This window comes from Nonomuraea sp. NBC_00507 (assembly GCF_036013525.1).
In the GTDB taxonomy this organism is placed as follows: domain Bacteria; phylum Actinomycetota; class Actinomycetes; order Streptosporangiales; family Streptosporangiaceae; genus Nonomuraea.
In genome coordinates, this window is record NZ_CP107853.1 from 9315710 (window position 1) to 9335664 (window position 19955).

Here is a 19955-nt window from a genome sequence, read left to right on the forward strand (position 1 = left end):
GGCTCCGGCAGCTCCGTGACGATCAAAGTATGACCATAATTTAAAGCTTCCACAAGCTCACCGGCAAACCCGAATCTTCAGGACAAGTGATGGGGCGGGCCCGTCTTGGCCGGGAGACGACCACTGGAGGAACGGGCCAGGGCGGCGGTGGTGGTCGCGGTGCTTCCTCGCTCAGCCAGGATCGGTGCGACCTGATGCCGCCTCATGCGCGTCTGGGGATAGCCGTTCAGCAGCAGGATGGGCAGCGCGAAGCCCGCACTGCGATCGGCGATGCGAGCGCCGTCGACGTCGGCCTCGAATGGTTTGAACCCTGCGAGCAGCCGGTCATACATGACGCGTTTGCCTTCCGTGCGGGGTACGCCGGGTGCGCATGGCGTACCCCGCATTCGGTTCGGTGCCACAGGGGCCGCTAGAGCCGGCCTTCTTAGCCTCTCGCCGCCGCGGAGAGGAACGATCAGAGGTTCTGGTTGATCTGGCCGAGGTATTCGCCCAGCTGGTATTCGACGTCCAGGCCCTTGTCGGCGGCCAGTGCGCCGAGCGCCATCGCCCGGGGCAGGAGTCCCGGGCTGGTCAGCGAGTCCACGAACGCGCCGTGGGAGGCGATCAGGTCGGCGTCCGGCGGCAGGGTGGCCCGGCCGACCATCGCCTTGGCGGTCGCCAACGCCTGCCGGTCGAAGGAAGCGAGGCGTGCGACCGTCGCGTCGACGAAGGTGTCGAGTTCCGCGTCCGGCAGGGCCCGGGTGACCCATCCCCAGCGCTCGGCCAGGTCGGCGTCGTAGTCGGCGCTGCCGAGGATCGCCTCGAGCGCCCGGTCGCGGCCGATGGACCGCGGGAGTCGCTCGGCACCACCACCGCCGGGCACGAGGCCGATCCCGACCTCGGGCTGGCTGAAGAACGCCTTCTCCCGGCTGGCGTACCGCAGGTCACAGGCGAGGGCCAGTTCGTTGCCGGCGCCGCGGGTGCGGCCTCGGATGGCCGCGATGCTGACGTACGCGGCCTTGCTCAACCGCAGGACCAGGTCGGTCCAGACCGGCGCGTCGTCCTCGTGCTCGGGCACGGGCAGGTTGCCGGCCTCGGCGCCGTCGAAGTGGTTGAAGAAGAAGTCGGGGACCTCGCTGGCGAAGACGACGACCTGGATGTCGGGGTCGTCGTCGAGTCCGCGGACGATCTCGTGCAACGTCACCACGGTCTCGGGAATCACCAGGTTCATCGGCGGATTCGCGAACGTGATCCTGGCGGTCTGCGGGGTCGTGCGCTCGAGGCGGATCGTGCTGGACTGGCTCATCGGATGGCTCATTTCGTGGTCGTCGTTTCGACGGAGATCGGCGGGTGGGTGGCCTGCTCGCCGGTCCCGTCGACGCAACATAAGATTACGATCATACGACCATAATTTGAGAATGAGTCCGGAGGCAAGACCCCTCGGTCATGAAATTATTCTCGTAATTTCAAGGGCGGCTCACGTCGGCGGCGAGGCCCGCCCTATCGCCCGGCCTTCAGCGTCGAGCAGCGCGAGGGCGCTCTGGATGCCCTGCTCGAGGACGACGTCGGCAAGCTGCTGGTCGACCAGTGCGCGGGAGAGTTGCAGCGTCCCGACCATCAGGGCGTAGATGGTGAGCGATCGCGCCCGCGCCGACCGCGGGTCGTCGGGTGCCACCCGGGCGGCGACGTCGTCGATGACGGCCAGCACGCCGTCGGTGTACGCGCGCCTGGCGGCATCCGCGCTGCGGGCGATCTCGTCGAGCAGGGCGGCGGACGGGCAGCCGTCCTCGGGGCTGTCGCGATGCCGGATCGAGAGGTACTCCCGCAGGAACTGCTCGGCTCCGGCCGGTCCGGGTGCCGCCGTGCTCAGGCCCTCTCGCTGTTCGCGGAGTTGGTCGGCGACCGCGGCGACGACCAGGTCGTCCTTGGAGCCGAAGTGGGCGTAGAACGCACCGTTCGTCAATCCCGCGTCGGCCATCAGTGCGGCGATCCCCGAGCCGTTGATGCCGTCGGTCTTGAAGCGGCGCCCGGCCGCCTCGATGATCCGCCGCCGCGTCACCTGCTTGTGTTCTCTCCCGTACCGCACCACACGCCCCTTCACCCGCAGCCAGGCCGCTTCGTCCGCCTCCCCGATCAGATTGAGAGTACGACCATAATTTAATTTCGCCTAGCGGCTTGCCCCCGACTGCTCTCCCACCCTATGGTCGTATGACCGTAATCAGATTGCTTGTTCATCCGCGCCGTCGGCCGCGTACCCGAGGTCGCTCCAAGCGATCCAGCAGATGGGCCCCCGCGTGTCTGCGAAACAACCCCGTACGGCGGCGTATTCGTCACTCAGCGCCCGACCGAGCGCACTGACTCCTGGAGAATGACATGACTCAGCTCGCCGACCAGACCGTTCTCGTCACCGGTGCCAACCGCGGCATGGGCCGGGAGTTCGTCCGTCAGCTCCTCGACCGCGGCGTCGCGAAGGTCTATGCCGCCGCCCGCGACCCGCAGACGATCGTCACCGACGACCCCCGCATAGTCCCGCTGCAGCTCGACGTCACCGACGCCGGCTCGGTGGCCCGCGCCGCCGAGACCGCACAGGACGTGAGCGTCGTGGTGAACAACGCCGGCATCGCCCGCGGCGTTTCGGTCCTCGACGCCGACACCTCCACCCTGCGCGGCGAACTGGAGACGAACCTGTTCGGCACGCTCGCGGTGACTTCGGCCTTCGCCGACCGACTGGTGCAGCGTTCCGGCATCGTGATCAACATGGCCTCGGTGGCCTCCTGGCTCCCCACGGGCGGCACCTACGGGGTATCCAAGGCGGCCGTGTGGAGCGCGACCGACTCCATGCGCCTGGAGTTCGGGCCCCGAGGCGTGCAGGTCGTCGGAGTCCACGTCGGGTACGTCGACACTGACATGGCCGCCAGCATCGACGCCGCCAAGTCGAAGCCCGCGGACGTGGTCCGGCAGGTCCTCGACGGTGTCGAGAAGGGCGATGTGGAGATCCTGGCCGACGACTTCACCCGCGCGGTCCGTGCCGGCCTGCACCAGCCGATCGAAACCCGGCTCGCCTCGCTCCTGGGCTAGCAGTCAGGGCAGCCGGAGCAGGTCCGACCGGCGGCGAACCCGCGCCATCTGTTCGGCCGGTGCTAGCGGCCTGCGCTGGTCGCGGCACCGGCTGGCCGCTGCGGGCGAACCCCGTAAGCACCGAGCACGTCACCGGTCCGCTTCTCGGAAAGCCCGGGCGAGTGTTCAGCCTGAGACGAGACTTGCGACTACGCCGCGCTGACCGAGCGATCTTTGCACTGCTGTGAGCAGCGCACACCAGAGACGGAGACAACGATGAAGGCATTTGTGGTCGAGCGCTACGGCGACGCCGACACCGTGCGCGCCGGCGATGTGCCGGATCCGAAGGCGGGCGCTCATGACGTCCTCGTCCGGATTCATGCGGCGAGCGTCAATCCGGTCGACCTCAAGATCCGCGACGGCGACCTCAAGGCGATCCTGCCGTTGCGGGCGCCGTTCGTCCTCGGCAACGACCTCGCCGGCACGGTCGTCGCCGTCGGCGCCCACGTCACACGGTTCGCCGTCGGCGACGAGGTCTACGCACACCCGGACCAGAACCAGATGGGCACGTTCGCGGAGCTCATCGCGATCCACGAGGACGACGTGGCGACCAAACCGGCCACGCTCACCATGGCGGAGGCCGCCTCCATCCCCCTGGTTGGATTGACCGCCTGGCAGGCGCTGGTCGAGCGGGCCGACCTGCGACCCGGCCAGAAGGTCCTCATCCACGCCGGTGCCGGCGGCGTCGGCACCATCGCCATCCAGCTGGCGAAACATCTGGGAGCGAGCGTGGCCACGACCGCGAGCGCGTCGAAGACCGATCTGGTGAAGAGCCTCGGCGCGGACGTCGTCATCGACTACCAGAAACAGGCATTCGAGGCGATCCTGCACGACTACGACGTGGTTCTCGACACCGTCGGCGGCGAGACGCTCGACAAGTCTCTGCGGGTTCTCAAGCCGGGCGGGACCGTCATCAGCATCACCGGGCCACCCGACCCCGCTTTCGCCCGGGAGATCGGCGCCAATCCCGTCATCCGGCTGGCGATAGCGGCGTTGAGTTTCCGCATCCGCCGGCGTGTCAGGCGACGCCAGGTGACGTACTCGTACCTGTTCATGAAGGCCAGCGGCGACCAGCTCCGCGAACTCGCCGCCCTCATCGACGCCGGAATCATCCGGCCGGTCGTGGACTCCGTCTTCGACTTCGACCAGACCCGCGAAGCCCTGGCCCACCTCGAGCAAGGACGCACCAAGGCCGGCAAGGTCGTCGTCCGCATGAAATGACCGCACCCGCCGCCCCGGGCCGCCGGGCCGGCACGCCCCCGCGCACAGAATGCGTCGCCGTTTCACGCGGGAGCGTGACCCGCGCGAGCGCCCGAAATCGTCGACCACAGCCGACTCACCGGAGGATCACATGGACACGTCACGAAGTTCCCGAAGCAGCTCACAGCCCGCAGGACACATTGCCGTCGAGGGCCACGCCGGGGTGCTCGTCGCTCGTATCGACGGAGGCCCGCATGCGTTGTTCGATGCCGCAATCTCCAAACAATTGAAAGAACTGGTTGATCGCGCAGACCGCGATCCGGACATCCGCGCGGTCGTCTTCACCGGTACGCATCCTGACCGCTTCTTGAGTCATTCTGATGTGCGCTGGCTACAAGAGGGTGGCACTGGATTCCCGCCGATCAACACGCGTATCGCCAAGCTCGTAGCGCGCACGGCGAGACTCATCAACAGAGTGCCGGTTGTCAGAACGCTCGCGGGGATGACCCGGCTCAAGACACTTCTGCAGCTCGACAGCTTCCATGCCACCTTCCTGAAGATGAATGCAAGCGGCACCATCTTCGTTGCGGCACTCAATGGTTCGGCACTTGCCGTCGGCGCGGAACTGGCATTTGCCTGTGATCTGCGCATCATGGCAGACGGGGAGCATGTCATCGGCCTGACAGAAGTCCTGCTCGCACTGACACCGGGTGGCGGCGGCTCTCAGCGACTGCCTCGTCTGATCGGTACTCAGCAGACGTTGGTCGCCGTTCTCGAAGGTAGGCCGTTCACGCCTGCAGAGGCTCTCTCGCTCGGTGCGGTCGACGAAGTGGTGCCGCAGGAAAAGGTACTCGCGCGTTCGATAGAGCGCGCAGAGTATCTGAGCCTACGCTCGAAGAAATCTCTCGGAGCCATCAAGCGATCCATCTATTTCGGCAGCTCTCTGTCGCTCGAACAGGGCTTGCAGTTCGAGCACGCCGAGTTCCTGGTCAGGGATCAATCAAAGGAAGCTCAGCGGCGGATGCTCGAATACATCGCCACCACGGACGCCACTGGCGAGCTCCCTCTGCTGGATCGGGATACGTACGCGCGGGCACTCAACGCCGGTCGTATCGGAGGTAGTTCAAGCGAGTAGATCGAGCCCATTTTGTGGCTTCTTCTTGATCAGCCTCGATGACTCAGGGGACAGCCGTCTCGGCTGAGCTGTGTGGTGCGGCGGAGATTTCCGCCTGATCGTCCGTTTCTCTCGTGTGCCGGGGTGTGGGTGGCCGCCCGAGGCGCTCGGTAGGCGGCGGTTTCCACGGGCCGCGCGGCTGCCGGTCACTCCTTCCTCTTCTCGGCGGGACACATTCGAGCTGGTCAGGTGGGCGCTGGCAGGGCGCACAGGCGCTGCCAGCAGATCAGGAACGCGTTCTTCCGCGGCCAGGTGGCACTGATCTTCAGGATCCGCTGGCGCGCATGAGAAACCAGCCGGGCGGGCAGGTGCCACAGGCAGTAGCGGAGGGTTGCCGGTGCGGCGCATGCCATCATCCGCCTCGACGGCCCCGCCGGACCCGACGGGCTCAGCGAACGAGCCATCGCCTCGTCGCAGCTTTCCTGCGGGTGGAGGGGTTCAGTCTGCAAGCCAACGCCAAGACCCTGGAAGGCGCGCAGCACCCCGATGGGGACGCTCAGTTCCGCTACCTGAGCCGTACCTCGATCATCACTTGACACTATGCACGGGGTTCATCCCATCAAGCACCGAGCGGAGCCGACCCAATAGGCTTCGTACTTCGCTAGCGAGATCCCTGTCTTGCCGTAAATCGCAATGCCTGGGATGAGATAGACGTCGAGGTTGCGGTCGACGATGAAGAACATGCTCACATCGACCGGGTCATACGGGATCCGCGGTCCCGACTTACGCATGCCGGAGACCCTCGGCGCGACGGTGACTTCACCGCTCTCGCTGATGCAGGTCTTGATCTGAACACCGCGGAAATCGCCCGGCCCCACCTCCACGATCAGGTCGTACGGACGGGAATCCACGGGAACGGAGGGGTGCGCGCCACGCATGTGAAACCAAGCCATCGCGAAGGTCTGTGCGGCATTCCGAAGATGGACGAGGTCCGGCTCGCCGAGAGCGACGGCCGGAGGAAGCGCAGCGGGCTCCAGATGGCTGATGTCGAGACCGAGGCGAGCGGCGTGACCGCGCACGCTGGCGCGGCATTCCGCGTTGTCGCCGCACCCGAGCCGGGCCAGCGCCGATGCCCAGGAGGTCGATTCTATGACCGCTGCGCGTAGTTGGGCATCGGACCAGCGTCGGGAGCCGGTGAAGTGGCTGGTGTCAAGTCCCAGTTCCGATGCTCGCCGCTTCATGCCACGGACGACACCCGCCGAGCTGTCGTTGCGCCCCAGGTCGCGAAGGACACCACGCCACGAGCGGGCACCGGCGATGGCGGCGCGCAATTCGTCGTCTGTCCAGGTACGCCTGGTGCGCGGGGGGACGGCAGGCCGCATGAGAGCAACATTAAAGGCCTGGCCTCCGAAAAACGGCGACCAGGCCCTTCCGCGTGTCGGGGTAACCGGATTTGAACCGATGACCTCCTGACCCCCAGTCAGGCGCCCTACCAAGCTGGGCCATACCCCGGAAGTTGCGCTCCGCGCCTCGGCGAACGGTGTGTTTCCTCGGCTGCGCAGGAGAAACATTACCACGAGTTTCACGGGGACGCCGTCCTCGGCCAGGCCGCACATGATCGTCGCGACCCGCCGTTCGGTGCTCCCGTGGGGCATCCGGGTGTTCGATATCTTTGAATCGTCTGCGATATGGAGGTGGCCGGGTGGGGCGTAGGCCGACCATCGATCGGAGGGAGCTGGCCGAGCTGGTCGCCCAGGGTATGAGCGTGCAGGAGCTGGCCGCCCACTTCGGGGTCAGCGAGTCCGGGGTGTTGCAGGCGAAGCGGGCTGCGGGGCTGGCCAAGCCGATGATGGACCACAGTGACGCGGTGCCGTGGAAGCTCGCCCGGGCGCACGCCCAGTCGGGGCCCGCGACCAATTTGCGTAACCTGTCGGCGGCCGCGCAGGGGAAGCCGCCGGCGGCCGAGCGGCTGAACACCGCGCTGCGGTGGGCGCAGCGGCTTGTCGATGCCGGGCTGGATGTCCGGTACGACGCCGATGAGGGGTTCAGCGAGGTCTCCGCTCCCCCATCCGGCTCACATGTCGCAGCCGTGCTCGCGGCGGCGAGAAAAGGGCTCGAAGGCCGCTGAGCACGCCCTTGCCGGTATGGCCGGGTGAGTTTCACATGCCTGTTCGAGGGCAGTCGCGGTCTCAACATAGAGACCGGAGGCGAACATCATGACCACCTATGTCTGGGTGGCCGTCGTCGTGGTCGCGGTGGTGGCGGTCGCCGCAGTCGTGTACGTCATGCTTCAGCGGCAGCAGCGCCGTAACCATCTCCGCGAACGTTTCGGCCCGGAGTACGAACGCACGGTCGCCGAGCGTGAGAACCGGCGGGAAGCCGAGCAGGAGCTGCTCGCCCGCGAGCAGCGTCACGCCGAGCTCGACATCCGGCCACTCCCCGCGGAGGCCCGCGACACCTATGCCAACCGGTGGACCGAGGTGCAGGAGCGCTTCGTGGACGCGCCGGGGTTCGCGGTGACCGAGGCGGATCAGCTGGTCACGGCGGTCATGGCGGAACGGGGCTACCCGACGGAGGACTTCGAGCAGCGGCTGTCCGACCTGTCGGTGGGGCACGCGGCGACTCTCGATCACTACAGGACGGCTCACGAGATCAGCGGGCGGGCGGCCAGGAAGGAGGCCTCCACGGAGGAGCTCCGGCAGGCCATGGTGCACTACCGCGCGCTGTTCGAGGAGCTGCTGGAGGGAACCACCCGAGGAGGACGGTGACACGATATGAGCAGCGACGAGCTGAAAGTGCCGTCGCAACGCGCCGAGGAGCACGCTGATCAGAACGCCGATGAGCGACCTGATGAGCGTGCTGATGTGACGGAAGCGCGTTCCCAGAGCGATCAGCCCGGCGGCGATCGCGCCGATGAGGAGAAGCTCGCTCGGAGCGAGCAAGCCACCACACCCGTTGCCGGGCAGGTGGACGATGAGAACGACGACGAGGAGAGGGCCCAGAGCCCTCGGACCGACGACGAATATGCGGCGGCCGTCCCCGGCGCCGTCGCGACTCCCGTTCCCGGAGACGAAGACGTCCCCTATCGAGATCCGTACGCCAGGACCGGCGGTGACATGCTGTCCGAGCCCGAACCCGAACCGGAGCCGGTGACCGGGCCCGATCAGGCCCATGCCGCGGAGCACGCCGCTCCCGAGGACGTCGTCCTGTTCGATCAGGATCCCGCGCAGGTGCAGGCCCGCTGGCGCGACCTGCAGGCATCCTTCGTGGACGATCCCGGGGACGCCGTGCAACGCGCCGACGGCCTGGTGGGCGAGGTGGTGGAGTCGCTCACCAGCAGCCTCACCAACCGGACGAACGCCCTGCGCGACCGCTGGAAGGACACCGCGTCCTCCGACACCGAGCAGCTGCGCCTGGCGCTGCGCGACTACAGGAACGTCCTGGAGCGTCTGCTGGTCCTGTCGGGAACGCAGGGTACGCAGCCGGACCAGGCGTCAGGCCGCCAGAGCGAGGGATCGAGGTGACATGACATGCTCGCGATAGTTGCAGCGATCATCTTCGGGCTGGGCTTCCTGCTCGACCTGGTCGGCGCTCGGATTCCCGGAGGGTTCTCGGGGATGACGTTCGCTTTGCTGGGATTGTGCCTGCTGGCCCTGCATCAGGCAGGGGTCGGCAAGGCCGGCTTCCGCACCGGATACAGCAACTGGCGTGGCCGAGCCCGTCGCTGACCGCACGTGGCGGGTCCAGCCCGCCGCTGACAGGAGCAACGTCCGCCGCCGGTGAGCGCCGGCGGCGGACGCGTGTTCAGGTGGCGGACGCGTTCAGTCCTTGCCCGGGAAGCGCATGATCACCGTGCTGCCGCCGTTGCCCACGCGCAGCGTCAGGTCGGATGACAGCAGGCGGGCCACCCACAGGCCCATGCCGCCCACGGCGCCCGGCGTCGGCCCCGGTTTCCACGAGCCCTCGTCGTGCACCTCGACGACCAGGTCCCCGCGCGCCGTCCAGGTGCGCAGGGTGGCGTGATCGGCCCCGTGGGTGACGGCGTTGGTCGCGACCTCGTTGACGGCGATGACGAAGTCGCCGACGGCCTCCTCGGCCATGCCGGCGTCACGGGCCTCGTCCTCAGCGAACTGCCGGACCCGTGGCAGATCCGGCAGTCGGAAACGGAGCCGTCTCACGGGCGCGCCGGGTGGCGGGCTCGTGTAGCCCGACGGAGGCTCTGTGCCCTCGTTCACCCGGCGAAACCTTCTTCTCAGCCGACCAGCTCGGTGCGCAGCTGGTCGAGAACCTTACGGAGGATGCGCGAGACGTGCATCTGGGAGATCCCGAACTCGGCCGCGATCTCGGCCTGCGTCATGTTGCCGAAGAACCGCAGCAACAGGATGTGCTTCTCGCGCGAGGGAAGCGCGTCGATGAGGGGTTTGACGGCCTCCCTGTCGACCATCGTGCTCAACGTGTCGTCGTCCTCGGGGATGACGTCGCCGAGGGAGGCGGCGTCGTCGTCGGTGCCGAGCGGCGCGTCGAGCGACAGCGTGCTGTAGGCGGCGGAGGCGTCGAGCGTCAGCAGGACGTCCTCCTCGGTGATGTTCATCTTGGCGGCCAGCTCGGCCACGGTCGGCGACCTGCCGAGGTCCTGGCTGAGGTCGGCGACGAGCCTGTTGAGCTCCGAGCGCCGCTCCTGGTAGAGGCGGGGGACCCGGATGGCCCAGGTGCGGTCGCGGAAGTGACGCTTGACCTCGCCGGTCATGGTGACGACCGCGTAGCCCCTGAAGGCGTGCCCGAGGCTCGGGTCGAAGCCGTTGACGGCCTTCATCAGGCCAACATACGCGGCTTGGAGGAGATCTTCCAAAGGTTCGCCCCGATACCGGTATCGCCTGGCGATCTCCATGGCGAGCGGCCGGTGCATCTCGACGATGCGCTCACGCAGCCGCTCCTTGTGGCTGTCCGGTGTCTCGTCCCTGGCCATCTCGGCCAGGAGCTCTTCTGCTGTCATCTCCTCGAGGACGTATTCCTGCACAGCCATCGCTGCTCCTCATATGGACGCAGGCGGCCTCTGCCGAGCAGAAAGAGCCCATGCAGAGGCGCGCCTCGCTCTACTCTCGAGACGAAAGCCCGCTGCTGGACTTCGGATCCAGTGTCCCCCGTGCCGTCAGAAGTATTCCTCCCTCGTGCGGTGACAGTAGGGTTGCTGCGTGACAATGCCGGAGAACGGCGACGGGCCTGCGGCGGCCCTGAGCCTGACGTCGTCGACCGTCGATGGGATCACCGTGATCCGAGTCGACGGCGTGCTCGACGCGACGACGCGCGAGCAGTTCGCCGATTACCTGTCGATGGCGGGTTCCAACGTGATCCTCGACCTGGCGGGGGTGACGTTCATGGACTCACGCGCCCTCGGCCTGATCGTGCACCACTGGCAGACGAGCCTGGCGTCGGGCGCGCGGTTCGCGCTGATCGGAGTGGAATACTCCAAGTCCAAGGTGATGTGGATCACGGGGCTGGCTCAGCGGCTGCCGCTCTACGAGACGCTCGACGACGCTCTGGCCGCCATTGGATAGCTGAGGCCGGCCGGACGGCCGAGGCCGGACAGCCGAGGTCAGCGGCGCGACTTGCGCTGGTGCTCGTCCACCAGGAGCCTGGCCAGGTCGGCCACCTTGACCTGGTGGTGCTGGGAGATCCTGCGCAGCTCCTCGAACGCGGCCTCGGCCGTGCATCCGCTGGTCTGCATGATGATGCCCTTGGCCTGGTCGATGACGGACCGCCCGGCGAGGGCGGCCTGCAACTGGGCGGCGTCCGTACGCACCTCGTCGAACTCCGACATGTTGGCCATGGCCACGCCGAGCTGCTCGGTCAGCATGTCGGTGAGCGAGTGGGCGCCCTGCGCGGAGAACGCGCCCGGACGTACGGAGTAAAGGCCCACGACCAGTTCGGCGGGCGCCACGTCGATGGGCACGACCAGCGCCGAGCGCACGCCCCATCGGGTGGCCAGCGCGTCGTAGCGCGGCCACCGGCTGTCGGTCAGCACGTCCGTCACGGAGGCGCGGGCCCCGATCTTCCTGGCCTCGATGGATGGGCCCTCGCCCAGCTCGCGCTCGCCCTCGACGAGCATGATCAGCTCGCTGTGCGAGCCGGAGACCAGGACCCGTTGGTCGCGCCAGTGCTCGGCGGAGGCCCCTGAGCAGCCCGGTACGCCGGCCGCAAGGGCGGTGGTCAGCCCGCGCAGCACGCTCTCCGTCGACGTGTCCTCGCTCAGCCGGCCCAGCGTGGCCAGATCGCGGGCGAGGCCGGGAGTGATCATCGCGGTTGATTCCATAGCGATAAGGCTCTACCCCCATATAGCAGTCAATATCCCGAGTGGCGTAGCGTCAGAGGGTGAGCATGCCGGACCTCGAACACGCGCTGGACGCGCTGGCCGGGCGCGTCTCGTCGCTGCGTGAAGCGAGGACCGCCTACCCCGCCGACCAGGCGCAAACCCTGGACGCCGCGCTCGCCGAACTCGACACGGCCGTCGAGCTGCTGGCCGAGGCGCGCGAGCAGCTACGCAAGGGCGCCAAGCGGAGCGGGGGCAAGAAGGACGGCACGCAGCGGGAGCTGAAACTGCTGCGCCAGGTGTTCCGGGCGTTCCCGGTGCCGGTGATCGTGCTGGACGGCGGCGGCGTGGTCAGGAGGATCAACCCGGAGACCTCGCGGATGCTCGGCAGCCCCGACGGTTACTTGGTGGGGCGCTCGTTCCCGCTGCTCGTGGACGTGTCGCGGCGGGCGGCGTTCCGCTCGCATCTGACGTCGGTGCTGCAGACCGGGCAGCCGTCGGCGTTCGAGACCCGGCTGGCGCACCAGGGGCGCACCCACACGGTGCAGGTGGCGCTGACCCGGCTGACCATGCCGGGCGAGCCGCAGCAGATGGTGGCGGCCGTGGCGCTGCCGACCGAGGTGCAGCTGCCCGAGCCGGGCGCGCGGCGGCCCGAGCAGTCCGACGGGGCGTTGCTGATCGCGGCGGCCAAGCGGCAGGACCTGCTGGTCAAGATGGGCAAGCTGCTGCTCGACGAGCAGGCGCTGCTGCGGCCGGTCGCGATGGCGCGGGCGACCCGGCTGCTGGCGGCCGAGTGGGCGGACTGGGTGGTCGCGGATCTCGTGCGTGGCGGGCTGCCGCGCCGCTCGGTCGTGATGGGGCCCAAGGATCATCCGGTCGGCGAGCTCGTACGCCAGGTCGAGGCGGCCGATCCGGCCGCCAGCCAGGTGGTGCTGCAGGTGCTGGAGCGGGGCTCCGGCGTCGTGCAGGAGATGGTGGACGACGAGACCTTGCTGGGTTTCTGCGCCGAGGGGCCGGTGCTGACGGCGATGGGCGCGGGCTCGATGGTGTGTGTGCCGATCGGGGCCGGCGACGGGGCGCTGACGCTGGTGCGCACGCACGACAGGCCGCCGTTCACGCTGGCGGACCTGGCCGTGATGCAGGAGGTGGGGCTGCAGCTGGGGCTGGCGGTCCGTGCGCAGAGCAGTTACCAGAGCCGTTCGAGCGCGGCGGACGCCCTGTCGGCGAGCGTCGCGCCGCGTAACCTGCCCGACGTGCCCGGCTACGAGGCGGCGGCCGTCTACCACCCGGGCTCGTCGGTGGGCGCGGAGTTCTACGACGTCTTCCCGGTCTCCAAAGGGTGGGCGTTCGCGCTGGGCGGCGCGGCCGGCAAGGGCGAGGAGGCGGCGTCGGTCAGCGCCATGGTGCGCGGTGGCCTGCGGGTGCTGAGCGCCTGGGAATCCGATCCCGACCTGGTGATGCGCAAGGTCAACGAGGCCCTGGTCGCGCAGGGCACCGGCATGTTCGTGATGGCCGTGGCGGGGTTCGTACGGGGCCGCGAGATCCGGCTGTCGTCGGCCGGGCACCATCCCGCGGTGCTGCTGCAGCCCGACGGCGGCGTGCGGTACGCGGCGGGCGGCGGCGTGCCGCTGGGCATCGCGCCCGAGGCGGAGACCGGGGCGGAGACGCTGACGGTCTGCTCGGGCGAGACGCTGGTGCTGTACTCGGAAGGGCTGATCTCCTCCAGGAACGAGCGGGGCGAGCCGTACGGCGAGGAGCGTCTGGCCGACGTGCTCGGCCGGTGCGCGGGCCAGGCGCCGTCCACCGTGGTCAAGGCGGTGGAGTCGGACCGGAACGCCTTCTCCAGCGGCCAGGTGTGGGATGAGATCGTGGTGCTCGCCCTACGGGGTGTCTGATCTGTAGGGGTTTGCGAGCGCAGTAAACCTGGGTATCGTCGTAGTCGTAGACGCATGTGCCTAAGACGCAGGCACACCTTAAACGCTTTCCACGCTGCTGAGGTGTGCCATGAATATTGCGATCGTCGCATCCGCCGGGGGAAACCAGCGCCATCGCCTCCTCGCCGTCGCACGCGAGCTGGGGCGCGAGCACCACGTCACGATCTACTCCCGCCGTGACAGCGCCGAGGGCAGGCCCAGGACGCGGGTGGCCCCGGGGGTCACGCTGGAGCAGCTCGAGGTGGGCCCGCCCAAGGATCTGCCCGCGGACGACGTGCTGCCGTACCTCCACGACCTCGGCGAGCACCTGATGCGGCGGTGGAGCCAGGACCGGCCGGACGTGATCCACGCCCACAGCTGGACCTGGGGCCTGGCCTCCGTGGCCGGCGCCGAGGGATTGTCGGTGCCGGTCACGCAGACGTTCCACACCGTCGACGCGCTGCACAAGGACGTGGAAAGGGCACTGGGCCGCAGGGCCAACGCGGTCATCGCGGGCTCGGGCGACGAGGAGTCGGCGCTGATCCGGCTCGGCGTGCCACGCGGCAACATCGCGATCGTCCCCTACGGCGTCGACACCGAGCGCTTCCAGCGGCGCGGCCCGGTGGCCACGCGCGGCTCGCGCAAGCGGCTCCTGCACGTCGGCCCGCTCACGCCGGACCGCGGCGCGCACACCATCGTGCGGGCGCTGCAGGGGCTCTCCGACGTGGAGCTGGTCATCGCGGGCGGACCCGAGCCCGATGACCTCGACGACGACAGGGACGCGCGCCGCCTGCGCTCCCTGGCCGAGCAGCTCGGCGTCGACGACCGGGTGACGCTGCTGGGCCAGGTCAAGCGGCCGGCGGTGGCGAAGCTGATGCGCAGCGCGGACGCCGTGGTGTCGGTGCCGCGCGAGGCCGTCACGGGGATCGTCGCGCTCGAGGCCATGGCCTGCGGCGTGCCGGTGATCGCCTCGGCCGTCGGGGCGCACCTGGACTCGGTCATCGACGGCGTCACCGGCCTGCTGGTGCCGCCCGACCGGCCGGCGCGTACCGCGCGGCTGGCCCGCGAGCTGCTGTGGGACCCGACCTTGCGGACCGCGCTCGGGTACGCGGGCGCCGACCGGGCCCGCTCGCGTTACTCCTGGGAGCGGGTGAGCCAGGAGCTGGTACGCGTCTACGAGCACGCCTGCGCCTGACCTGCGAAACGGCTCCGGCTCTGCCGGGGCCTTTTCCGTGGCCGGGAACGGGCGGCGGCGGACGGGGGTGTTACCAGAGTGAAAACTTTGCTTCTATGGGGCGCATGCTCAGACGCAGTTCGATCCTGGCGGCGACGGCGCTCCTGAGCGTCGCCGCGCTCCCCCAGACCGCGCAGGCGCAGACGTGGGGCGCACCCGTCCTCGTCGAGAACTTCAACGGCTCCTCGATCAACACGAACAGGTGGATGATCTACCACTCCCCCACCGCCGAGCGGAATCCGCGCACCGGGCGGGCGGCCACGGTCGCGAACGGCGTGCTGCGTCTCAAGGGCGGCATGTACGGCGGCAAGGATCTGTCGGGCGGCGTGGCCACCCGGCAGGCGCAGCAGTACGGCCGGTGGGAGGTCAGGTTCCGGGCCGAGGCGGGTGCCGGTTACACGCCGGTGGCGCTGCTGTGGCCGACGGCGCAGGGCCAGGGCGGCGGCTACGCCGAGGTCAACTTCGCCGAGATCGTGGACCCGAAGCGGCAGGGCGGCGGCATCTTCGTGCACGGCGGTCAGGGCCGGGCCCAGCGGCAGTTGCGTGCCGACTTCACCCGCTGGCACACGGCGGCCGTGGACTGGCTGCCGGGGCGGCTGACGTTCTGGCTGGACGGCAGGAAGGTGTGGGACTACCGCGGCGCGTACGTGCCCGGCGGCGGCCGGATGGCCCTGGCGCTGCAGAACGACGTGGTGTGCGAGCCGCGCTGCCGCGACGGCTCGACCCCGGCCACTGTGTCGATGTACGTCGACTGGGTGAAGGTCTACAAGGCGTCCTGACCGAGCAGCCGGGCGGCCTTGAGCGCCAGGTGCACGGCCAGGCGGTCGTCGCCGTCCGACAGGTCGCGGTGGGTGAGGCGCTCGGCCTTGCCCAGCCGGTAGTAGAGCGTCTGCCGGTGGATGCCGAGCTCGGCGGCCGCCTTCTGGGCGTGGCCGCCGAGGTCGAGGTAGACCTCCACGGTCTGGGCCAGCTCAGCGTCCAGCGCGGCGGTCTCGGCGGCCAGCTCACGCAGGTCGGGCCGGCCGAGGCGGGCCAGGAGGCGGTGCACGCCCAGGTCCTCCCACCGGGCGATGGGCGCGTGCCGGGGGAAGTGCTCGGCAATGCGCAGCGCCTGCCGGGCCTCGCGCCAGCTCAGCCAGGCGTCGCCCGGATCGCTCCGGGGCGCGCCGAGGCCGGCCGCGGTGCCGTATGCGCTCTGCACGGTCTGCGCCACCTCGCCGGCCAGGTGGGCGGGGGCGAGCAGGGCGACCGGTGAGCCGGGGCGGGCCAGGACGCCGCGCGGGAGCGTCCAGAGGGCGGCGAGGCGTTCCTGCGACTCTCGTACGGCGATGGCCGTGACCGGCCCGGGCACCTCGATGGACACGCCGGCGCGTTCCTCGGGGTCGGGCGAGAACAGCGCGAGCAGGCCGCGGCCGAGGTCGCGGCGGCTCCTGGCCTCCTGGGCGAGCGCGGCGGCGGCCCTGGCCACGAGCGGCGCGGCCGAGCGCAGCCGCTCGCCGGTGAGCGCGCCCGAGTCGAGCAGCCACAGGTAGCCGTAGACGACGTCGCCGTGCCTCAGCGGCCAGCACACCCTGGCCAGGACCTTGAGGTCGGCGTCGCCGGGGATCTTGACCGGGCCTTCGGCCTTGGCGATGCCGTAGCGTTCGAAGTAGTCGCGCACCTCGCCGGTGGCGCGCCTGCGCAGGATGGACTCCTGGCGGACCGTGTCGATGTCGCCGTGCTGAGCGCCGTAGGCCAGCAGCCGGAACGTGCGGTCCTCCAGCGTCGCGGACGCCCCCAGCCGGGCGGCGATCTCGTCGACGAGCTCTTGTAGGTCGGCCGAATTGTGCATTTGTACAACAGCCTGCCACACGCCGCGTTACGCGCGTCGATGGCCCCCTCTGAGCTGCGTTTTTAGACTGAGCACATGCTCGGTCACCTGCTGCTCGCCGCCTCAGGGAGCGGTGTCGTACGTCGCGCCGTCTCCGGCTTCCCGCTCACCAGAAAGGTGGTCGGGCGGTTCGTCGCGGGCGAGAGCGCCGGGGAGGCCCGCGACGCCGTCGAGCGGCTGCGTGACGCCGGTCTCGCCGTCACGATCGACCACCTCGGCGAGGAGACGCGCGACGCGCGGGCCGCCGAGGCCACCGCGGACGCCTACATCAGGCTGCTGGAGGCGCTGCGGCCGCTGGAGCTCGGCGCCGCGGGCGAGGTGTCGGTGAAGCTGTCGGCCGTCGGGCAGCGGCTCGACGAGACGATGGCGCTCGAGCACGCCCGCGAGATCTGCGCCGCCGCCGCGGCGAACGGCTCGCCCGTCACGCTCGACATGGAGGACCACACCACGGTCGACTCCACGCTCGGCATCCTGCGCAAGCTGCGCGAGGACTACCCGTCGACGGGCGTGGCGATCCAGGCGTACCTGTTCCGCAGCGAGGAGGACTGCCGCGACCTGGCGGCGGAGGGTTCCCGGGTGCGGCTGGTCAAGGGTGCCTACCGCGAGCCCGCCTCGGTCGCGCACCAGGGGAAGACCGCCGTGGACAAGGCGTACGTGCGATGCCTGCGGATCCTCATGGCGGGGAAGGGTTACCCCATGGTGGCGACGCACGACGACCGCATGATCGCGATCACGGAGCTGCTCGCCGACCGATACGGGCGGACGATCAGCGACCACGAGTTCCAGATGCTCTATGGAATCCGGACCGACCGGCAGGAGGCCCTGGCCGGGGCCGGTCACACGGTCCGCGTCTACGTCCCGTACGGCGACGACTGGTACGGCTACTTCATGCGCCGCCTCGCCGAGCGCCCGGCCAACGTCGCCTTCTTCCTTCGTGCCCTTGGGGGTAAGTAATGGATGCCATCAGCAACGTCCCCGTTCCCGCCAACGAGCGGGTCTACGGCTACGCGCCCGGCAGCGCCGAACGCGGCACGCTCGAGGACCGTGTCAAGGAGCTGGCCGGGGCGTCGATCGACCTCACCATGACCATCGGCGGCGAGCAGCGGCTCGGCGGCGGCGCGCCCATCAACGTGGTGCAGCCGCACAACCATGCCTCCGTCCTGGGCCGTACCAACGACGCTACGGTCCAGGACGTGCGGGACGCGATCTCCGCGGCGCTCCAGGCGGCGCCCGCGTGGCGGGCGCTGTCGTTCGACGAGCGGGCCGCGATCTTCCTCAAGGCGGCGGACCTGCTGGCCGGGCCGTGGCGGGCGACGCTGAACGCGGCCACGATGCTGGGCCAGTCCAAGTCGGTGCAGCAGGCGGAGATCGACGCGGCCTGCGAGCTGATCGACTTCCTGCGGTTCAACGTGGCCTACGCGCGGCAGCTCTACGCCGACCAGCCGATGTCGTCGCCGGGCGTGTGGAACAGGATGGAGTACCGGCCGCTCGAGGGGTTCGTGCTCGCGATCACGCCGTTCAATTTCACCGCCATCGCCGGAAATTTGCCGACATCTGCCGCATTGATGGGGAATGTCGTCCTCTGGAAGCCGTCGCCGACGCAGCAGTTCGCCGCGCACTTCACGATGCGGCTGCTGGAAGCGGCCGGGCTGCCGCCCGGCGTGATCAACATGGTCACCGGCAACGGCCAGGCCGTCTCCGACGTCGCGCTCACGCACCCCGCGCTGGCCGGCATCCACTTCACCGGCTCCACCGCGACGTTCCAGCACCTGTGGAGCACGGTCGGCGCGAACATCGCCTCCTACCACGGCTACCCGCGGCTGGTCGGCGAGACCGGCGGCAAGGACTTCGTGGTGGCCCACCCGTCCGCCGACCCGGCCGTGCTCGCGACGGCGCTGGTCAGGGGCGCGTTCGAGTACCAGGGGCAGAAGTGCTCGGCGGCCTCGCGGGCGTACGTGCCGCGCTCGGTCTGGAGCCGGATGCGCGACGACTTCGTCGCCGCCACCGAGTCGCTGACCGTGGGTGACGTCTCCGGGGACCTGTCGACGTTCATGGGCGGGGTCATCGACGGCCGGGCCTTCGCCAAGCACAAGGCGGCCATCGACCGGGCGCGGGCGGCCTCGAACATCGACGTGCTCACCGGCTCGTACGACGACAGCGTCGGATATTTCGTGAAGCCGACCATCCTGGAGTGCGCCGACCCCGCCGACGAGATCTTCGTCAAGGAGTACTTCGGCCCGATCCTCGGCGTGCACGTCTACGAGGACCGCGACTTCGACCAGGTGCTCGACCAGATGGAGGGCATCGCCCCGTACGCGCTGACCGGGTCGATCATCGCGCAGGACCGCTACGCCATCGCCGCGGCCTCGGACCGGCTGCGCTTCGCGGCCGGCAACTTCTACGTCAACGACAAGCCGACCGGGGCGGTCGTGGGGCAGCAGCCGTTCGGCGGCGCCCGCGCCTCCGGCACCAACGACAAGGCGGGCTCGATCTTCAACCTGATCCGGTGGGTGAACGCCCGCACGATCAAGGAGACCTTCGTCCCGCCCACCGACCATCGTTACCCGCACATGGGCTGATTTCCCGGCCCCGCAACTCCGAGAGCCTCCGGGTCCTGCCCCCGGGGGCTCTCGGCATCCTGGTCTCGGGGCGGCGCCATGGCGGCAGGCGTCAGTCGATCCGCTGGCAGATGCTCACCGGCAGCCGAGCAGACCACCTGTTGGTGGCCTCGTCGTAGGCGCGCGCGTACCCGTTCTTGCTTCCGGCACAGGGAGCGGCGATCGTCGTGTCGACATAGATGGCTCCGCCGGGCGTGATGGAGTGCGGCCGGGCGATCTGCCACTTGGAGAACGCCGCCCGGCCGGAGTTGTACTTGACGGTCAGGAAGACGCGGCCTCCCATGGTGAAATTGCCGCCAGCGACCTTGAGGTGGCCGTTGAAGGTGTAGTTGAACAAGAAGGGCCGATCCTGCCTGACCTCATCGAAGGTGCCGGCGGACATGGTCGACGCGTTCGCGGCGGCGCTGAGGGCCGGGACGCCCAGGGCGACGATGCCCGCGGCGGCGGTGACTCCCAGCAGGGTGCGGATGGTGCGGCTCATCGGGATCTCCCCTGTGATGGTGTGAACCGTGCCGAGCCTGTCGGGGGCTCGCATCACCATTGACAGGTACGCCGCCTGCAACGTGCTTTCAGTAGCCCGACGGCCGCATGCAGACCGCTGTA

22 protein-coding genes, 1 tRNA gene and 1 pseudogene are annotated in these 19955 nt (G+C 69.2%); 14 read left to right on the forward strand and 10 right to left on the reverse strand.

The window, feature by feature from the left end; genetic code table 11:
- Positions 1 to 77 precede the first annotated feature (77 nt).
- The 3 genes from OHA25_RS44905 to OHA25_RS44915 form a co-directional block, all read right to left on the reverse strand.
- Entirely contained in the window at positions 78 to 332 is a 255-nt protein-coding gene (locus OHA25_RS44905; RefSeq protein WP_327583004.1) for a hypothetical protein, read from the reverse strand.
- Positions 333 to 454: 122 nt separating this feature from the next.
- Entirely contained in the window at positions 455 to 1285 is an 831-nt protein-coding gene (locus OHA25_RS44910; RefSeq protein ID WP_327583005.1) for an enoyl-CoA hydratase/isomerase family protein, read from the reverse strand.
- Positions 1286 to 1456: 171 nt separating this feature from the next.
- Positions 1457 to 2065 carry a TetR/AcrR family transcriptional regulator gene (locus OHA25_RS44915; protein WP_327583006.1) on the reverse strand — a complete coding sequence of 203 codons (609 nt, stop codon included), beginning with the start codon at positions 2063 to 2065 and terminating at the stop codon, positions 1457 to 1459.
- Between the two features lie 287 nt (positions 2066 to 2352).
- Here OHA25_RS44915 and OHA25_RS44920 point away from each other — a divergent pair, with 287 nt between their 5' ends.
- From OHA25_RS44920 to OHA25_RS44935, 4 genes and pseudogenes are all read left to right on the forward strand, one after another.
- Positions 2353 to 3057 (forward strand): SDR family oxidoreductase, encoded by a 705-nt coding sequence (locus OHA25_RS44920; RefSeq protein WP_327583007.1) that lies wholly within the window; start codon positions 2353 to 2355, stop codon positions 3055 to 3057.
- Between the two features lie 255 nt (positions 3058 to 3312).
- Complete coding sequence (locus OHA25_RS44925; protein ID WP_327583008.1) at positions 3313 to 4317, forward strand: NADP-dependent oxidoreductase; 1005 nt, start codon at positions 3313 to 3315, stop codon at positions 4315 to 4317.
- A 130-nt stretch (positions 4318 to 4447) separates the two neighbouring features.
- A complete protein-coding gene (locus OHA25_RS44930) occupies positions 4448 to 5431 on the forward strand; it encodes an enoyl-CoA hydratase/isomerase family protein (RefSeq protein WP_327583009.1) in 984 nt (327 codons plus the stop codon).
- Between the two features lie 461 nt (positions 5432 to 5892).
- Positions 5893 to 5985 (forward strand): annotated as a pseudogene (locus OHA25_RS44935) (ISAzo13-like element transposase-related protein); the annotation flags it as partial.
- Positions 5986 to 6021: 36 nt separating this feature from the next.
- On the opposite strand, the gene OHA25_RS44940 reads toward OHA25_RS44935, so the two are convergent.
- Positions 6022 to 6792 carry a hypothetical protein gene (locus OHA25_RS44940; RefSeq protein ID WP_327583010.1) on the reverse strand — a complete coding sequence of 257 codons (771 nt, stop codon included), beginning with the start codon at positions 6790 to 6792 and terminating at the stop codon, positions 6022 to 6024.
- A 56-nt stretch (positions 6793 to 6848) separates the two neighbouring features.
- A tRNA-Pro gene (locus OHA25_RS44945) sits at positions 6849 to 6922 on the reverse strand.
- A 190-nt stretch (positions 6923 to 7112) separates the two neighbouring features.
- Here OHA25_RS44945 and OHA25_RS44950 point away from each other — a divergent pair.
- The 4 genes from OHA25_RS44950 (at position 7113) to OHA25_RS44965 (ending at position 9138) form a co-directional block, all read left to right on the forward strand.
- Positions 7113 to 7538, forward strand: coding sequence for a hypothetical protein (locus tag OHA25_RS44950; protein WP_327583011.1), 426 nt, complete (start codon positions 7113 to 7115; stop codon positions 7536 to 7538).
- An 88-nt stretch (positions 7539 to 7626) separates the two neighbouring features.
- Positions 7627 to 8178 (forward strand): hypothetical protein, encoded by a 552-nt coding sequence (locus OHA25_RS44955; RefSeq protein ID WP_305922154.1) that lies wholly within the window; start codon positions 7627 to 7629, stop codon positions 8176 to 8178.
- A gap of 6 nt (positions 8179 to 8184) precedes the next feature.
- Positions 8185 to 8934, forward strand: coding sequence for a hypothetical protein (locus OHA25_RS44960; protein ID WP_327583012.1), 750 nt, complete (start codon positions 8185 to 8187; stop codon positions 8932 to 8934).
- A 6-nt stretch (positions 8935 to 8940) separates the two neighbouring features.
- Entirely contained in the window at positions 8941 to 9138 is a 198-nt protein-coding gene (locus OHA25_RS44965; protein ID WP_327583013.1) for a hypothetical protein, read from the forward strand.
- Positions 9139 to 9231: 93 nt separating this feature from the next.
- Here OHA25_RS44965 and OHA25_RS44970 read toward each other — a convergent pair whose 3' ends face one another.
- Both OHA25_RS44970 and OHA25_RS44975 read right to left on the reverse strand, forming a co-directional pair.
- Entirely contained in the window at positions 9232 to 9645 is a 414-nt protein-coding gene (locus OHA25_RS44970) for an ATP-binding protein (RefSeq protein WP_327583014.1), read from the reverse strand.
- Positions 9646 to 9662: 17 nt separating this feature from the next.
- The gene (locus tag OHA25_RS44975) at positions 9663 to 10433 is read right to left on the reverse strand and encodes a SigB/SigF/SigG family RNA polymerase sigma factor (protein WP_305922150.1); all 771 of its coding nucleotides are present in this window, start codon (positions 10431 to 10433) and stop codon (positions 9663 to 9665) included.
- A 175-nt stretch (positions 10434 to 10608) separates the two neighbouring features.
- On the opposite strand from OHA25_RS44975, the gene OHA25_RS44980 reads away from it, so the two are divergent.
- Entirely contained in the window at positions 10609 to 10965 is a 357-nt protein-coding gene (locus OHA25_RS44980) for an STAS domain-containing protein (RefSeq protein ID WP_327591133.1), read from the forward strand.
- A gap of 38 nt (positions 10966 to 11003) precedes the next feature.
- On the opposite strand, the gene OHA25_RS44985 is transcribed toward OHA25_RS44980, so the two are convergent.
- Positions 11004 to 11720 (reverse strand): ANTAR domain-containing protein, encoded by a 717-nt coding sequence (locus OHA25_RS44985; RefSeq protein ID WP_305922149.1) that lies wholly within the window; start codon positions 11718 to 11720, stop codon positions 11004 to 11006.
- Between the two features lie 65 nt (positions 11721 to 11785).
- Between OHA25_RS44985 and OHA25_RS44990 the strand changes: the two genes are divergently transcribed.
- From OHA25_RS44990 to OHA25_RS45000, 3 genes are all read left to right on the forward strand, one after another.
- On the forward strand, positions 11786 to 13612 hold the full coding sequence (locus OHA25_RS44990) for a SpoIIE family protein phosphatase (RefSeq protein ID WP_327591134.1): 1827 nt from the start codon (positions 11786 to 11788) through the stop codon (positions 13610 to 13612).
- A 109-nt stretch (positions 13613 to 13721) separates the two neighbouring features.
- A complete protein-coding gene (locus OHA25_RS44995; protein WP_327583015.1) occupies positions 13722 to 14825 on the forward strand; it encodes a glycosyltransferase in 1104 nt (367 codons plus the stop codon).
- Positions 14826 to 14929: 104 nt separating this feature from the next.
- Positions 14930 to 15643, forward strand: coding sequence for a glycoside hydrolase family 16 protein (locus OHA25_RS45000; RefSeq protein WP_327583016.1), 714 nt, complete (start codon positions 14930 to 14932; stop codon positions 15641 to 15643).
- On the opposite strand, the gene OHA25_RS45005 is transcribed toward OHA25_RS45000, so the two are convergent.
- Positions 15628 to 16695 carry a PucR family transcriptional regulator gene (locus OHA25_RS45005; RefSeq protein ID WP_327583017.1) on the reverse strand — a complete coding sequence of 356 codons (1068 nt, stop codon included), beginning with the start codon at positions 16693 to 16695 and terminating at the stop codon, positions 15628 to 15630. The two genes, OHA25_RS45000 and OHA25_RS45005, sit on opposite strands and share 16 nt — an antisense overlap.
- Positions 16696 to 16770: 75 nt before the next feature.
- Here OHA25_RS45005 and OHA25_RS45010 point away from each other — a divergent pair, with 75 nt between their 5' ends.
- Together OHA25_RS45010 and pruA are read left to right on the forward strand one after the other, a co-directional pair.
- The gene (locus OHA25_RS45010; protein ID WP_327583018.1) at positions 16771 to 17688 is read left to right on the forward strand and encodes a proline dehydrogenase family protein; all 918 of its coding nucleotides are present in this window, start codon (positions 16771 to 16773) and stop codon (positions 17686 to 17688) included.
- Positions 17688 to 19313 (forward strand): L-glutamate gamma-semialdehyde dehydrogenase, encoded by a 1626-nt coding sequence (gene pruA / locus OHA25_RS45015; RefSeq protein WP_327583019.1) that lies wholly within the window; start codon positions 17688 to 17690, stop codon positions 19311 to 19313. The genes OHA25_RS45010 and pruA overlap by 1 nt, the downstream gene beginning before the upstream one ends.
- A 91-nt stretch (positions 19314 to 19404) precedes the next feature.
- Here the strand turns inward: pruA and OHA25_RS45020 are convergent, their stop codons facing one another.
- Positions 19405 to 19833 carry a hypothetical protein gene (locus OHA25_RS45020; RefSeq protein WP_327583020.1) on the reverse strand — a complete coding sequence of 143 codons (429 nt, stop codon included), beginning with the start codon at positions 19831 to 19833 and terminating at the stop codon, positions 19405 to 19407.
- Positions 19834 to 19955 lie beyond the last annotated feature (122 nt).

Coding starts and splice junctions, on each gene's coding strand:
- OHA25_RS44905 (WP_327583004.1), bottom strand. CDS start 332: ATGTATGACCGGCTGCTCGCAGGGTTCAAACCATTCGAGGCCGACGTC.
- OHA25_RS44910 (WP_327583005.1), bottom strand. CDS start 1,285: ATGAGCCAGTCCAGCACGATCCGCCTCGAGCGCACGACCCCGCAGACC.
- OHA25_RS44920 (WP_327583007.1), top strand. CDS start 2,353: ATGACTCAGCTCGCCGACCAGACCGTTCTCGTCACCGGTGCCAACCGC.
- OHA25_RS44925 (WP_327583008.1), top strand. CDS start 3,313: ATGAAGGCATTTGTGGTCGAGCGCTACGGCGACGCCGACACCGTGCGC.
- OHA25_RS44930 (WP_327583009.1), top strand. CDS start 4,448: ATGGACACGTCACGAAGTTCCCGAAGCAGCTCACAGCCCGCAGGACAC.
- OHA25_RS44940 (WP_327583010.1), bottom strand. CDS start 6,792: ATGCGGCCTGCCGTCCCCCCGCGCACCAGGCGTACCTGGACAGACGAC.
- OHA25_RS44955 (WP_305922154.1), top strand. CDS start 7,627: ATGACCACCTATGTCTGGGTGGCCGTCGTCGTGGTCGCGGTGGTGGCG.
- OHA25_RS44960 (WP_327583012.1), top strand. CDS start 8,185: ATGAGCAGCGACGAGCTGAAAGTGCCGTCGCAACGCGCCGAGGAGCAC.
- OHA25_RS44965 (WP_327583013.1), top strand. CDS start 8,941: ATGCTCGCGATAGTTGCAGCGATCATCTTCGGGCTGGGCTTCCTGCTC.
- OHA25_RS44975 (WP_305922150.1), bottom strand. CDS start 10,433: ATGGCTGTGCAGGAATACGTCCTCGAGGAGATGACAGCAGAAGAGCTC.
- OHA25_RS44980 (WP_327591133.1), top strand. CDS start 10,609: ATGCCGGAGAACGGCGACGGGCCTGCGGCGGCCCTGAGCCTGACGTCG.
- OHA25_RS44985 (WP_305922149.1), bottom strand. CDS start 11,720: ATGGAATCAACCGCGATGATCACTCCCGGCCTCGCCCGCGATCTGGCC.
- OHA25_RS44990 (WP_327591134.1), top strand. CDS start 11,786: ATGCCGGACCTCGAACACGCGCTGGACGCGCTGGCCGGGCGCGTCTCG.
- OHA25_RS44995 (WP_327583015.1), top strand. CDS start 13,722: ATGAATATTGCGATCGTCGCATCCGCCGGGGGAAACCAGCGCCATCGC.
- OHA25_RS45000 (WP_327583016.1), top strand. CDS start 14,930: ATGCTCAGACGCAGTTCGATCCTGGCGGCGACGGCGCTCCTGAGCGTC.
- OHA25_RS45005 (WP_327583017.1), bottom strand. CDS start 16,695: ATGCACAATTCGGCCGACCTACAAGAGCTCGTCGACGAGATCGCCGCC.
- OHA25_RS45010 (WP_327583018.1), top strand. CDS start 16,771: ATGCTCGGTCACCTGCTGCTCGCCGCCTCAGGGAGCGGTGTCGTACGT.
- pruA (WP_327583019.1), top strand. CDS start 17,688: ATGGATGCCATCAGCAACGTCCCCGTTCCCGCCAACGAGCGGGTCTAC.
- OHA25_RS45020 (WP_327583020.1), bottom strand. CDS start 19,833: ATGAGCCGCACCATCCGCACCCTGCTGGGAGTCACCGCCGCCGCGGGC.